The sequence below is a fragment of the Martelella lutilitoris genome, assembly GCF_016598595.1.
GTDB lineage: Bacteria > Pseudomonadota > Alphaproteobacteria > Rhizobiales > Rhizobiaceae > Martelella > Martelella lutilitoris_A.
In genome coordinates this window covers 3,776,289-3,789,509 of record NZ_CP066786.1, presented here as the reverse complement: position 1 = coordinate 3,789,509, position 13,221 = coordinate 3,776,289, and the positions used below count along the sequence as shown (strand labels likewise).

Sequence of the window (13,221 nt, the reverse complement as noted above, 5' to 3'; positions counted from 1 at the left end):
CAATGCGGGTCCCATAAACGGTCGCCTCAGGCGTCACGAGTGTCCCGAGGGACAACGACATGGATACCTCTTCAAACCCGGGGGCAAACCCCTATCTTTCGGGGCCGATTGCCCCGCTTTTCTTCAAGACCGCAGCCCCGATCGTGCTTCTGATGCTGGTGAGCGGCCTCTTTACTGTGGTCGACGCCATCTTTCTCGGCGTTTATGTCGGGCCGCGCGCGCTTGCGGCCGTCACACTGGTCTTTCCTCTGTTCATGGCGCTCAACGCGCTGGCGACGCTCGTTTCCTCCGGCATGGCGTCGATCCTGGCGCGGCGGCTCGGCGCCGGCGATCACGCGGGCGCGCAATCGGCCGTGCAGTCGGCGACGGCGCTTGCCATGCTGGCGGCGCTGGGGCTGATGGCGTTTTACCTGGCAGCAGGCAGGCCGCTCATCGGCTGGCTGTCGGGCGGCGACGCGGCGCTTGCGGCGATGGCTTCGACCTATATCGCGCTCCTGTTCTTCGGCAGTCCGCTGCAATTCCTGATCAGCACCCAGGGCGACACGCTGCGCTCGGAGGGCCGGCCCGGCACGATGGCGCTGATCGGCGTTCTGGTGACGCTCGCCAATATCGGCTTCAATTTCGTCTTCATCGCTCTTTTGGGCTGGGGCGTGGCGGGATCTGCCATTGGCACGCTTGCAGCACAGCTTCTGGCGCTTGTCGCCGTGGTCGTTCTCAGGCTTTCCGGCCGCACGCCGATCCGGCTCTGGGAGCGCACCGGCAAGCCGCTGACGGAGGCCTGGCGGCGGACGCTTGCGCTCGGCCTGCCATCCTCGCTGTCACTGATCGGGATCAGCCTTTCGACGGCCTGTATCCTGGTCTCGGTCAAGGCCTGGTTCGGCACGGATTACGACCTGACGATCGCCGCCTACGGCATTGCCTCCAGGCTTTTGACCTTCGTCTTCCTGCCGCTGATGGGCCTGAACTTCGCCTGCCAGTCGATTGTGGGCAACAATTACGGCGCCGCGATCTATGAGCGGTCCAACCGCACGCTCGTCGTCGGGCTTGTGACCGGGCTCTTCTACGGCCTGATCGTGCAGGCGGTGTTTCTTTTCGCGGCAGGCCCGATTGCGGCCCTCTTCGTGGATGATCCCGAGACGATCGCGGCGACGACCCATATCGTGCGCATTATTACCGCCGCCTATGTCGTCGTTGCGCCGGTGATGGTGCTTGCCGGCTATTTCCAGGCCATCGGCAAGGCCGTGAGCGCGGGCGTGATGAGCCTCGGGCGGACGTATTTTTTCAATATTCCGCTGATCTTCCTGCTGCCCTTCCTCTTCGGCAGCCAGGGCATCTGGATGGCAGCCCCCTCGAGCGACCTCGCCATGCTCGGCCTCGTGGCAGCGGTGCTGTGGTTTCACGGCAGGCGGACCGGCGCGAGATGGGGCGTGTTTCATCAAGAGGCTGCGGCGGTAATGCGCTAGCGCGGCGTCACCTTCAGCACCTTGTCGGGGTTCATGATCCCGGCAGGGTCGAAAGCCTGCTTGATGCGGTGCATCAGATCGATCTCGATCGGCGCGCGGATTTCGGCCAGTTCGTCGCGCTTCAGCCGGCCGATGCCATGTTCGGCGGAAATCGAGCCGCCATGGGCAAGCACGATGGCGTGGACGCGTTTGTTGATCTCGCCCCAGCGGGCGACGAAGGCGGCCTTGTCCGCGTCTTCCGGCTGGGAGATGTTGTAATGAATATTGCCGTCTCCGAGGTGGCCAAAAGCGCAGATGCGCGCGCCGGGGATCGCTTCCATCACGGCCTCGTCCGCCTCGTGCAGGAAGGTCGGAATGGCCGAGACCGGCACGGAGACATCATGTTTGATCGAGCCGCCTTCGGGTTTCTGCGCCTCCGACATGGTGTTGCGCATGTGCCAGAGCTCGTCGATCTCGCTTTGCGATTTGGCGATCACCGCATCTTCCACGAGACCTTCTTCGAAGGCCTCCTCCAGAAGCGTCTCCATCATCCGGTCGGCGGACTGCTGGCTGTCTGAAGTCGAAATGTCGATCAGCGTATACCAGGGGTATTTTTCGGAAAGTGGATCGCGCGCGCCGTCCGTGTGCTTTACCGTGAAATCGAAGGCCATACGGGCCATCAATTCAAAACCCGTCAGCGCCGAGGCGCAGCGGTTAGAGGCGAGGTTGAAGAGGTCTAGCGCCTTTTCCGTGCTCGACACCCCGGCAAAGGCAACCTGATGGCCGCGCGGCTTCGGGAAAAGCTTCAGCACCGCACCGGTGATGATGCCGAGCGTGCCTTCCGCGCCGATGAACAGGTCGCGCAGGTCATAGCCGGTATTGTCCTTCTTCAGGCTTCTGAGCCCGTCCCAGATCTCGCCCGTCGGCAGCACGACCTCAAGGCCGAGGCAGAGCGCGCGCATATTGCCATAGGCAAGCACCGCCGTGCCGCCGGCATTGGTGGAGAGGTTGCCGCCGATCATGGCCGAGCCTTCCGAGCCGAGAGAGAGCGGAAAGAGGCGATCATTGTCGCTTGCCGCCTTCTGCACATCGGCGAGGATCGCGCCGCCATCGGCGATGACGACGTTGGCCGAGGTGTCAATCTTGCGGATCCTGTCCATGCGCTCCAGCGACAGCACGATATCCGTGCCCTCTTCGCGCGGCACGTGCCCGCCGACATGGCCGGTGCGTCCGCCGGCGGGCACGACCGGCGTTTTCGTTTCGCTTGCAAGCTTCAGGATGGCGGAGACGTCCTGCGTCGAGCCGGGCTTGAGCACCAGCACCGTCCTGCCCCGGTAAAGTCCGCGGTTCTCGGTGAGATAGGGCTCGATATCGGCGGCGTCCGTCAGCGCGTAAGGCGCGCCGACGATCTCGGAAAAGCGGGTGACGAGTTCGGGTGCGGGCGTGGTCATGCGGTCAGTCATCCTTCCGGGGTGCGGCGGCGCGGGCAAGCCTGTCATTGATCGCCTCGCCGATCCCGTCTTTCGGGATCGGGGCGAAGGCAATGGCGGTCGCGCCGCTCCGGTCTGCCTCGATCATCGTGTCGTATAACCGGCTTGCCGCTTCCGCAAGGTCGGCGGTCTCGCTCAGCTGGAAGACGGCGCGCGCGGCCGAAACATTCTCGACCTCGCAAGGCCCGAACAGCACCAGCGCCTCGCCCGCACCGACGCGCGTCGCATCGAGGCGAACGGCGGCTTTCGGCGCATAATGCGAGACCATCATGCCGGGGGCAATGACTGCGGTTTTGTGCTGCGGTCTTGTCACCGTGCGACCGGTCAGCGCCTCGACCTCGGCCGCGGAAATGCCGCCCGGCCTGAGCAGGGTGATCATCTCGTCCTCGACCGTCAGGATCGTCGATTCGACGCCGACCTCCGCCGGTCCGGCATCGAGAACAAGCCGCAGCTTTTCACCAAGATCAGCCTCCACATGAGCAGCCGTTGTCGGGCTGATCCTGCCGGATGTGTTGGCGCTGGGGGCAGCCAGCGGCCGTCCGGTTTCCGCGATCAGCCGCCCGGCAAAGCCCTGGGGCACGCGCACGCCGACGGTCGGCAGGTTCGCCGTTGCCGCAGGCGCAATCGCAGCCCCCTGTTTCAGCGGCAGAACAAGGGTCAGCGGGCCGGGCCAGAAGGCTTGCGCGAGCGTGCGCGCCAGCGGCGAGAAGACGGCATAATCCTCGGCCATCTCAAGCCCGGACATGTGGCAGATCAACGGGTTGAAGGCAGGCCGGCCCTTGGCGGCATAAATTTTCGCGATTGCCTGGGGGTTCGTCGCATCGGCGGCAAGGCCATAAACGGTTTCCGTCGGCATGGCGACCAGTTCGCCGGCCAGCAAAAGAGCGCTGCCTTCGGCCAGCGCAATGTCTTCCTCAACCGCGATGTCGATGATGCGCGCCATTTGAAACCCGTTCCTGTATGAGCGTTTCCCGTTTAGAACAAAGGTCCGGCACAACAAAGGATTTTTTGATGACGATAAGACGGATTGCCTCAGGCGGCATTTATGAAAAGAAGATTGGTTACTGCCGGGCGGTGGTGGCCGGCGGCTTTGTCCATGTCGCAGGCACGACAGCGCAGGGGGAGAATATTCCGGAGGATGTCGCCGGCCAGTGCGGTTCGGCGCTTGCGGCGATCGGAAGCGCGCTTTCCAAGGCCGGCTGCGGCTTCGAAGATGTCGTGCGGGTGACCTATTACCTGCCGGATGCCGCTGATTTCCCGGCCTGTTGGCCGCTTCTCGCCGAAACCTTCGGCGATAATCCGCCGGCGGCGACCATGCTGGAATGCGGACTGATCGACCCGAAATACCGGATCGAGATCGAGGTGACGGCGCTTCAGCCGGGCTGATGCCGGCGGCCGGTGCGAATTCCCCGTGTCGTCATTTCCGAAAGTCATGTCGTGATTGGGACGCGGGGTCGTAACCGGCGATGGTTTAATATGCCTTATTGTCCGTCTTCGCCGCGGAGGCTGCCCATGACCACACGCCAGAAAATGCTCGACGAACTGAGGAGCCGTCAGGACGGTTTCACCCTGTCCCGCGCCTTCTACACCGATCCCGACTATTTCCGGGTCGATATGGAGAATTTCTATTACCGCGACTGGCTGTTCGTCGCCCATGATTGCGAGCTGGCGCGGCCCGGCAATTACCTGACGATCCAGGTCGGCGACTATTCCGTCATCCTGACGCGCGGGCGCGACAAGGTCATCCGGGCGCTGCACAATTCCTGTCGCCATCGCGGTTCGCGCGTCTGCTCCGCCGACAAGGGTACGACCGCCAAGCTCGTCTGCCCCTATCACCAGTGGACATATGATCTCGACGGCACGCTGCAATATGTGCGCCATATGGGCGAGGATTTCGACAAGTCGAAATTCGGTCTGAAGCCTGTCCATTGCGAGAGCATCGAGGGCTATATCTTCATCTGTCTGGCCGATGTCGCGCCCGATATCACGCCGCTGCGCACGGCCATTTCGCCCTATATCGCGCCGCATAACATTCGCGACGCCAAGGTCGCCTTCAAGAGCACGATCGTGGAAAAAGGCAACTGGAAGCTTGTCTGGGAAAACAATCGTGAATGTTATCACTGCGCGGCCAATCATCCCGAGCTCTGCCGCACCTATCCCGAAGCCGCCTCGGTGACCGGGGTGCAGGGGATGATGGAGGACCCGGAAATCCAGGCGCACTGGGCCCATTGCGAGGCGGCGGGTCTTGAAGCGAAATTCCTCATCAATCCGGACGGCCAGTTCCGCATCGCCCGCATGCCGCTGATCGCGGGAGCGGAAAGCTACACCATGTCGGGCAAGCGAGCCGTGCGCAAGCCGATGGGCGAGAAGACGGCGGCAGCCGGCATCGGCGCGCTTGTTCTGTTTCACTACCCGACCACATGGAACCATTTTCTCGGAGACCACGCGATCTCCTTCCGCGTCCTGCCGCTCGGGCCGGAGGAAACGCAAGTCACCACCACATGGCTGGTGCCGAAGGATGCGGTGGAGGGCATCGACTACGATCTCGATGAGCTCACCCATGTGTGGACCTTCACCAATGACCAGGATCGCCAGATCGTCGAGGAAAATGCCCGTGGCATCCGTTCGCCAGCCTATCAGCCCGGCCCCTATTCGCCGGAAGACGAGGGCGGCGTGATGCAGTTCGTCGAATGGTACGCCAATCACTCGCTCGAACGCCTGTCCGACGAAAACGCGCCTCTGTCCATCGTCGCCTGATATGCTGAAACCAAAACCGTTCAAACATATCGACGAGATGGTGCCGTGGAATGGCCGCGAGCACATGCTGGAATGCGTCGCCTGGACCCCGGAAGCTCCGGACGTGATGACCTTCACCTTCAAGGCGGAGGAGGAAAACATCTGGTTCCGCTACCTGCCGGGGCAATACATCACGCTGGAACTGCCGGTCGGTCCGGAACCGATCATGCGCACCTACACGATCTCCTCCAGCCCGACGCGGCCCTTCACCATCGCCGTGACGGTGAAGGCCCAGAAAGACAGCATCGGCACGCGCTGGATGTTCGAGAACCTGCATCCGGGCATGAAGCTCAAAGCCATCGGCCCCCTCGGCGATTTCTCCTATGTCGAACATCCGGCCGAGAAATACCTGTTCATCTCGGCCGGCTCCGGCATCACGCCGATGATGTCGATGACGCGGGATCTCGGCGACCGCGATCCCGATACGGACATTGCCTTCATCCACTGCGCCCGCTCACCGAGCGACATCATCTTCCGCTGGGAGCTGGAGTACAAGGCGCGCTACATGCCCTTCTTCAATCTCGGCTTCATCGTCACCGAGCTTGAGCGCACCCAGCTGTGGTCGGGGCTCAGAGGGTTTATCGACCGCGCCAAGATCGCGCTTCTGGTGCCGGATTTCCTCGAGCGGCGCGTCTTCTGCTGCGGGCCGGACCCGTTCATGGCAACGGTGAGGGATTCGCTCGAAAGCTCGAATTTCGACATGGAAAACAATTATTTCCAGGAGACGTTCAAGCCCGAAGTGCCGCCGCCGGCCGTCTTCATCGGCGAAAGCGGCGACGAGGACAAGCTGTTCACCGTCGCGTTTGCCGAATCGGGCGTCACGGCGGAAGTCCAGCCCGGTTTCACCATCCTGCAGACCGCCCGCAATGCCGGCGTGCGCATTCCCGCCGCCTGTGAAAGCGGCATCTGCGGCACCTGCCGCACCCTGTGCAAGTCCGGCAAGGTCGACATGCAGCACAATGGCGGCATCCTCGATGACGAGATCGAGGAAGGCTATATCCTCGCCTGCTGCTCGCGCCCGCTGTCGGATGTCGAGGTGGAGGCGTAAAGCCTTGCGTTGCCGCCGGCTGTCGGCCAGACTTGCACCCCTCACATCGTAAAGCCGCCGCCTTCTTCAGGGCTCCGACATGGCGGTCCAGCCATTCAGGGGAGGAACAAGATGGCCGATCTTCAGGGAACACTGTCCGTGGTTACCGGCGGCGGTCGCGGCATCGGGCGCGAAATTGCCTTGCACCAGGCCCGCGCCGGTGCGACGGTCGCCGTTCTTGCGCGCACCGCGGCGCAGATCGAGGAGACGGCGGCGCTGATCGAGAACGAGGGCGGCAAGGCGAAAGCCTATGCGGTCGACCTCGTCGACCGGGCCGCGGTCGAGGCGACATTTTCAACCATCGCCTCGGAAATCGGCCCGGTCGACTGCCTGATCAACAATCACGGCTCGTTTCGCGCCTTCGGCCCGATTTGGGAATGTGATCCTGACGACTGGTGGGGCGATATCGAAATCAACCTGCGCGGTTGCTTTCACACCTGCCGGGCGGTCGCTCCGGCGATGCTGGAACGGGGCGCCGGTCGCATCGTCAATCTTGTCGGCGGCGGTACGGGCACCAGCTTTCCCCATGGCTCCGGTTATGCGGCGAGCAAGGCGGGTATCATGCGCTTTACCGAGAGCCTGAACGACACGACCGTCCCCGGCGGCGTGCGCGCCTTTGCCGTCGATCCTGGCCTGGTGCGCACGTCGATGACGGAGATGCAGCTCAACACCGAGGCGGGCCGCACCTTTCTGCCGGGTATCCAGCAACTCTTCGAAGACGGCATCAACGTCCCGCCGTCGCGGGCCGCTGCGCTGATTGCGGATATTGCCCGTGGCCGTTTCGACCGCCTTGCCGGTCGTATGCTCAGCGGCCCGGACGACCCTGACGGGCTTGAGCGCACGATGAATGACATCGTTGAAAAGGATGGCAGGGCGCTTCGCATCACGGGGGTATCCTGAACACGCTGCGTTGCGCATGCCCGCGCGGCATAATGCCCGGTGATGCGGAATTCGATTTGTGTCCCCTGCTCGAGGGAAACAAAAAAACCGGGGCGCATCCACGCCCCGGCTTCCTTGCCTTCAAATTGCGTCCGGTGATCAGACGTATTTGTTGACGATGTTTTCCAGATATTCCTGGCGGCCGGATTTCGGCTGAGGGTTGATGCCGTCCTTTTCGACCATTTCGGCGATGTCTTCCAGCGTCATTTCGCCGGCAAGCATCTTCTTCGCCGTTTCGCCTTCCCAGCCGGCATAGCGCTCGTCAAGCGGGTTCGAAAGGGCGCCGTCTTCAACCATCTTCGCTGCTGCCTTCAGGCCGCGGGCGCAGCAGTCCATGCCGCCGATATGGCCGTGAAGCAGGTCGGCCGGATCGATCGACTGGCGGCGCAGCTTGGCGTCGAAATTGGTGCCGCCGGTGGTGAAACCGCCTGCGAGCAGAACCTGGTAATAGGCAAGCGCCATTTCCGGAACATTGTTCGGGAACTGGTCGGTGTCCCAGCCGGACTGGTAGTCGTTGCGGTTCATGTCGATGGAGCCGAGAACGCCGAGCGTGCGGGCAAGCGCCAGTTCATGTTCGAAGGTATGACCGGCGAGGATCGCGTGGCCCTGTTCGATATTGACTTTCACTTCCTTTTCCAGCCCGTGCTTCTGCAGGAAACCGTAGACGGTGGCGACGTCATAGTCGTACTGGTGCTTGGTCGGTTCCTGCGGCTTCGGTTCGACCAGAATCTGGCCTTCAAAGCCGATCTTGTGCTTGTACTCGACAACCATGTGCAGCATGCGCGCCATCTGGTCGAGTTCGCGGCCCATGTCGGTGTTGAGCAGCGTCTCGTAGCCTTCTCGGCCGCCCCAAAGGACATAGTTCTGGCCGCCGAGCTTTTTGGTGGCGTCCATGCAGGTCTTGATGGTTGCTGCGGAGAAGGCGAAGACGTCCGGATCCGGGTTGGTGGCAGCACCCGACATGAAGCGGCGGTGGGTGAAGAGGTTGGCCGTGCCCCAGAGAAGCTTGACGCCCGTTTCCTCTTGCTTTTCGCCGAGATAATCGACGATCTCGTTCAGGTTCTTCGTGTTTTCGGCGAAGTTCGCGCCTTCCGGACGGACATCGACGTCGTGGAAGCAGTAGAAGGGCGCGCCGAGCAGGGAAAACAGCTCGAAGCCGACATCGGCCTTCAGTTTCGCCTTGTCCATGGCGCCGTCATACCACGGACGGTCGAAGGTGCGGCCGCCGAAGGGGTCGCCGCCTTCCCAGGCCAGCGAATGCCAGTAGGCGATGGCAAAGCGCAGATGTTCCTTCAGCGGCTTGCCCATGACGATTTCATCGGGATTGTAATGCTTGAAGGCAAGCGGGTTTTCGCTTTCGGGGCCTTCATACTGGATCTTGGCGATGTCGCCGAAAAAGCCGGTGCTCATCTTGGATACTCCCTGTTGGGGTTGTCATTGTCCGCGGGGGCGCGGGGGCCGGGCGTGCAGCCGGGCGCCCGCTCTTCGCGTCATTCTCCGGAAAGGGTCTTGATGGCCGGATACAGCGCCCGGAAACGCTGATAGGCCTCCTCGAAGGCAGCCGTATGGGCCGTCTCCGGGTCAACGGTCTCCGCCGTTTCCGGCGGGGTGCAGACGGCGAGCGGATCGGCGCCGGTCGCGGCCAGGAGGCCGAGACGGGCAGCGCCGAAGGCCGCGCCGAAATCGCCGTCGGCGGGAATGTCGATCGGCAGGTTGAGGGCGGTTGCCACCGCTTTCAGCCAGTAGCGCGAACGCGATCCGCCGCCGATGGCGGTAATGCGGGAAAGCTCGGTGCCGGCGGACCGCAAAGCCTCGAGATTGTCGCGCAGCGCAAACGCGACGCCTTCCATCACCGCGCGTGTCATCGCCGAGCGGTCGCTTTCATGCGCAAGGCCGATGAAGGCGCCGCGAATGGCGGCGTCGTTGTGCGGCGTGCGCTCGCCGGAAAGATAGGGCAGGAAGGTCACATCGCCCGGCGCCTGAAGCGTGTCGCCAACTTCGGTCGAAAGCTGGGCCGGGCTCTTGTCGGTCACCTTGGCGTACCAGTTGAGGGCGTCGGTGGCCGACAGGATCACGCCCATCTGGTGCCAGGTGCCGGGAAGGGCGTGGCAGAAGGCATGGACGGCGCTTTCAGGTTTCGGCCTGTAGCGATCGTTGGCGGCGAACAGCACGCCGGACGTGCCGAGCGAGACGAAGGCCGCGCCGTCTGCAACCGTGCCCATGCCGCAGGCAGAGGCCGCATTGTCGCCGGCGCCGCCGGCCACGACGACCGGGCCGGTCATGCCCCATTCCGACGCCAGCGCCTGTTTCAGTGCGCCGCCCGCTTCCGATCCTTCGACAAGGGATGGCATCTGTTCACGGCGAAGGTCGGTTGCCGCCAGCAGTTCATTCGACCAGTCGCGCCTGGCCGTGTCGAGCCAGGCGGTGCCCGCAGAATCCGACATTTCGGAGATATATTCGCCGGTCAGCCAGAAGCGGAGATAGTCCTTCGGAAGCAGTACCTTGGCCACTTTGGCGAAGGTTTCCGGCTCGTTCTTCTTGACCCAGACAAGCTTCGGCGCGGTGAAGCCGGGGAAGACGATATTGCCGGTGATCGCGCGGAAACGCGGGTCGTCGTCGAGCTGCGCGGCCTCCACATAGGAGCGGGTGTCGTTCCAAAGGACGCAAGGCCGCAATACCTCGCCGGCCGCATCGATCAGCGTTGCGCCGTGCATATGGCCGGAAAGGCCTATGCCCTTGACGGCGGAAAGCTCGGCCGGATGGCGTTCTGCGAGGCGGCCGACGGCAATCTTGCAGGCGGCGATCCAGTCAGCCGGGTTCTGCTCCGACCAGCCGTGATGCAGGCGCTGGACGGTGAGCGGCGCATCGGCGCTGGCGATCACCTTCTGGTTCTCGTCGATCAGCATGGCCTTGAGGCCGGAGGTGCCGAGGTCAAGCCCGAGATACATGTCTTTCCTCCCTTGTTGTGATCAGCTTCCTGTTCACGGCAGATTGTCCTTGATGAAGATGTCGATACGGATGCGCTCCTGGGCGGCGATCACCTCCAGGCCGTCGGCCTTGGCTTTCAGCACGCGGATGGCGCTTCTGACCTCATGGCCGGCATCCTGGTTGAGGACGACGTCGAAGAGGCCGGTTTCGAGCGCTTCGCGTGAATGGGCGGAGAGCTCATGGGCGATGGTAACGAGTTCGCGACCCTTCGCCCGGGCCTCTTCCAGCGCTGCGATCAGACCGCGATTGCCCGCGCCAAGGCTGTAGAGGCCGATCATGTCCGGGTGGGCATCGATCGCGTCTGAAACCAGTTTCCGGGCAAGCGTCGAATCATCCCGGCCCTCCATCGGCGGCAGGATGGAAAGCGCCGGAAAATGCGTCGCCATGATTTCGGAGAAGCCGGAAAATCGGTTCTGGTGGTCGCGCACGGAAAGCGAGCCGGCAAGCACCCCGACCGTGCCTTTGCGCGGCGAGAGAAAACGGCCCAGCAGGGTGGCGGCGGTGCGGCCGGCGGCGGGGTTGTCGACGCCGGCATAGTGATCGCGGGTGCTGTCTTCCAGATCCGAGACGAGCGTGACCACGGGAATGCCCCGTTCGGTCAGCCTGCGCACGGCCTCGCGCACCGGATCGGCCTGGACGGCAACGACGGCGATGCCCGCAGGATTGCGCTCGCCCGCTGCAAGCAGAGCCTCGGCCAGCGCCTCGGCATCGAAAGCGGGCACGTCGACAATGGTGATCTGCGTGCGCTCGACGCGACCACGTTCATCGGCCTGGACAACGGCCGCGCGCAGCTCGGCCATGAAGGCGTTCTCGTTGCGGGGCAGGACAAAGGTGAAGGGATAGATTCGCCCCTTGGCAAGATTGGCGGCCGCGACATCGCGCACATAACCGAGTTTTTCGATCGCCTGCTCCACCTTGACCTTGGTCTTTTCCCTGACGCCCGGACGTGCGTTCATCACGCGGTCAACGGTCGCAAGGCTCACGCCTGCCTCTGCAGCGATATCATGTACGGTGGGGCGCATATTGTCCGCCTGGTCTGTTTCGCTCCTCGCCGGAGCCGAACGGCCCCGTCCGAGACCTTTGCGGTCCTCGTTGGGCGGACTATAGCGCGAAGAATGATGTACGTAAATCAAAAATCGCCGGTCGAATGAAATTCCCTGAAAATGGCTGCCCCGGGGAGCAAGGAGGCCATCGCTTGACGTTTGCAAACACAGCGATCGGCGGCATGCATGGCGCCGCCTAGACTGCGGCCGCTGGCGCAGCTACGAAACTGTCCTCGAAGAGCTTGTTGAGGCGGCCGATGACGGCGATCGCAGGCGCTTCGGTGCGCAGCGCCTCGATGATGACGTCGGAGGCCTCCTGCTGGAAGCGGACGTAGCCGCCGTGGCGCGGGCGGCAGAAGGCGCGTTCGAGCGCGCCGCGCGTGTCGCGGTAGAAATTGCCGGAGGCCGCATTCACCCTCTCGTCGTTCCAGGCGGCGGCGTGGGCGGGCTGGCCGCCGGCGTCGGCGTAGAGAGAGGACTGGACCGGACCGCTTGCGATCCAGTGGCAGAAGTCGATCGCCTCTTCCGGATGACCGCAAGCGGATGATACGGCAATGCCGGTTCCCCCGAGCGCCGAGGCGGCGGCGCCGTCGCCCCGGATCGACGGAACGTCGGCGAAGGCAAGCCGGTTGGCGCGAAAACCCTCGGTCGCATAGTTACGGTAGCCGGCGATGAAGGGAGCCGCGACCGCATCTGTGTCGCCTCCCGAGAGCCTTTCCAGAACGGCGACGGGGTCGGCCGCCAGATTGTCCTCCGGCACGAGGCTTGCCAGTTCCGCAAGGCGCTCGTAAACGGCGATGCCCTCATCCTCGTCGATCAGCGGCCCTTCCTCTTCCGCCCGGCAGGGTGTGCCGAGGCCGGCTGCGATGGTGAAGAACACCATCACCGCATGCGGCGACCCCAGCGGCAGCAGGACCTTGCCGTCTTCGGCAAGATCCATGAGCGCTTGCCAGTCGGCCGGCGGCTGGCTGAGGCGGTCGGGACGAAAGGCCATGACTTCGACCGAGGCATCGATCGGAAAGGCCCATTGCTGCCCCCGGAAATGGTAGGCGCGCCAGGTCTGGCCGATGGCGCCGGCCTCGATTTCCCGGCGCGCGCTTTCCCGGCCTTCGATTTGCAGCGGCAGCAGGCATCTGTCGCGGGTCAGATGGCCCAGTTGCGTGTGGTCGATGACGAGGAGGTCGTAGTCCTGCGTCAGCGCCGCGGCGGAAACAGTGCTGAAGTCCTGCAGGCTGCCCGTATCCCACTCGATGCATGTGCCGGTTTGCGCCCGCCACGCTCGGGCAGCGGCCTCCAGCGGCGCAAAACCGCGCGGATGGCTCCATGTCAGGCCTTTCAGTGTCGTCATCAAATCTCGCGCTCCGCGTCATGGCACCGCGACCGGCCGGGACTGGCGGTGCGGCAGCTTTCGGTTCCCAATGGCATGCGTTTCATCC

11 protein-coding genes are annotated in these 13,221 nt (G+C 63.6%); 5 read left to right on the top strand and 6 right to left on the bottom strand.

Going from position 1 to position 13,221, the window contains the following annotated elements; translation table 11 throughout:
• Positions 1-59: 59 nt before the first annotated feature.
• Positions 60-1,463: an MATE family efflux transporter gene (locus JET14_RS18015; protein ID WP_200335331.1), complete on the top strand. Its 1,404-nt coding sequence runs from the start codon at positions 60-62 to the stop codon at positions 1,461-1,463.
• Here JET14_RS18015 and JET14_RS18010 read toward each other — a convergent pair.
• Positions 1,460-2,893: an FAD-binding oxidoreductase gene (locus tag JET14_RS18010; protein WP_200335329.1), complete on the bottom strand. Its 1,434-nt coding sequence runs from the start codon at positions 2,891-2,893 to the stop codon at positions 1,460-1,462. The two genes, JET14_RS18015 and JET14_RS18010, sit on opposite strands and share 4 nt — an antisense overlap.
• A 4-nt stretch (positions 2,894-2,897) precedes the next feature.
• On the bottom strand, positions 2,898-3,875 hold the full coding sequence (locus tag JET14_RS18005) for an L-threonylcarbamoyladenylate synthase (RefSeq protein ID WP_200335327.1): 978 nt from the start codon (positions 3,873-3,875) through the stop codon (positions 2,898-2,900).
• A 68-nt stretch (positions 3,876-3,943) separates the two neighbouring features.
• On the opposite strand from JET14_RS18005, the gene JET14_RS18000 reads away from it, so the two are divergent.
• The 4 genes from JET14_RS18000 to JET14_RS17985 all read left to right on the top strand — a co-directional run bounded on the left by JET14_RS18000 (position 3,944) and on the right by JET14_RS17985 (position 7,715).
• Entirely contained in the window at positions 3,944-4,318 is a 375-nt protein-coding gene (locus JET14_RS18000) for a RidA family protein (RefSeq protein WP_246750366.1), read from the top strand.
• A 126-nt stretch (positions 4,319-4,444) separates the two neighbouring features.
• Positions 4,445-5,689, top strand: a complete 1,245-nt coding sequence (locus JET14_RS17995; RefSeq protein WP_200335326.1) for an aromatic ring-hydroxylating oxygenase subunit alpha — start codon at positions 4,445-4,447, stop codon at positions 5,687-5,689.
• A gap of 1 nt (position 5,690) precedes the next feature.
• Positions 5,691-6,776, top strand: coding sequence for a hybrid-cluster NAD(P)-dependent oxidoreductase (locus JET14_RS17990; protein WP_281435275.1), 1,086 nt, complete (start codon positions 5,691-5,693; stop codon positions 6,774-6,776).
• A gap of 111 nt (positions 6,777-6,887) precedes the next feature.
• The gene (locus JET14_RS17985) at positions 6,888-7,715 is read left to right on the top strand and encodes an SDR family NAD(P)-dependent oxidoreductase (RefSeq protein WP_200335325.1); all 828 of its coding nucleotides are present in this window, start codon (positions 6,888-6,890) and stop codon (positions 7,713-7,715) included.
• 138 nt (positions 7,716-7,853) lie between these two features.
• Here JET14_RS17985 and xylA read toward each other — a convergent pair whose 3' ends face one another.
• The 4 genes from xylA to JET14_RS17965 form a co-directional block, all read right to left on the bottom strand.
• A complete protein-coding gene (xylA, locus tag JET14_RS17980; protein ID WP_200335324.1) occupies positions 7,854-9,164 on the bottom strand; it encodes a xylose isomerase in 1,311 nt (436 codons plus the stop codon).
• A gap of 80 nt (positions 9,165-9,244) precedes the next feature.
• Positions 9,245-10,702 (bottom strand): xylulokinase, encoded by a 1,458-nt coding sequence (gene xylB / locus JET14_RS17975; protein WP_200335323.1) that lies wholly within the window; start codon positions 10,700-10,702, stop codon positions 9,245-9,247.
• A gap of 33 nt (positions 10,703-10,735) precedes the next feature.
• Positions 10,736-11,764, bottom strand: coding sequence for a LacI family DNA-binding transcriptional regulator (locus tag JET14_RS17970; protein ID WP_200335322.1), 1,029 nt, complete (start codon positions 11,762-11,764; stop codon positions 10,736-10,738).
• Between the two features lie 217 nt (positions 11,765-11,981).
• Complete coding sequence (locus JET14_RS17965; RefSeq protein WP_200335309.1) at positions 11,982-13,133, bottom strand: extracellular solute-binding protein; 1,152 nt, start codon at positions 13,131-13,133, stop codon at positions 11,982-11,984.
• Positions 13,134-13,221 lie beyond the last annotated feature (88 nt).

Coding starts and splice junctions, on each gene's coding strand:
- JET14_RS18015 (WP_200335331.1), top strand. CDS start 60: ATGGATACCTCTTCAAACCCGGGGGCAAACCCCTATCTTTCGGGGCCG.
- JET14_RS18010 (WP_200335329.1), bottom strand. CDS start 2,893: ATGACCACGCCCGCACCCGAACTCGTCACCCGCTTTTCCGAGATCGTC.
- JET14_RS18005 (WP_200335327.1), bottom strand. CDS start 3,875: ATGGCGCGCATCATCGACATCGCGGTTGAGGAAGACATTGCGCTGGCC.
- JET14_RS18000 (WP_246750366.1), top strand. CDS start 3,944: ATGACGATAAGACGGATTGCCTCAGGCGGCATTTATGAAAAGAAGATT.
- JET14_RS17995 (WP_200335326.1), top strand. CDS start 4,445: ATGACCACACGCCAGAAAATGCTCGACGAACTGAGGAGCCGTCAGGAC.
- JET14_RS17990 (WP_281435275.1), top strand. CDS start 5,691: ATGCTGAAACCAAAACCGTTCAAACATATCGACGAGATGGTGCCGTGG.
- JET14_RS17985 (WP_200335325.1), top strand. CDS start 6,888: ATGGCCGATCTTCAGGGAACACTGTCCGTGGTTACCGGCGGCGGTCGC.
- xylA (WP_200335324.1), bottom strand. CDS start 9,164: ATGAGCACCGGCTTTTTCGGCGACATCGCCAAGATCCAGTATGAAGGC.
- xylB (WP_200335323.1), bottom strand. CDS start 10,702: ATGTATCTCGGGCTTGACCTCGGCACCTCCGGCCTCAAGGCCATGCTG.
- JET14_RS17970 (WP_200335322.1), bottom strand. CDS start 11,764: ATGCGCCCCACCGTACATGATATCGCTGCAGAGGCAGGCGTGAGCCTT.
- JET14_RS17965 (WP_200335309.1), bottom strand. CDS start 13,133: ATGACGACACTGAAAGGCCTGACATGGAGCCATCCGCGCGGTTTTGCG.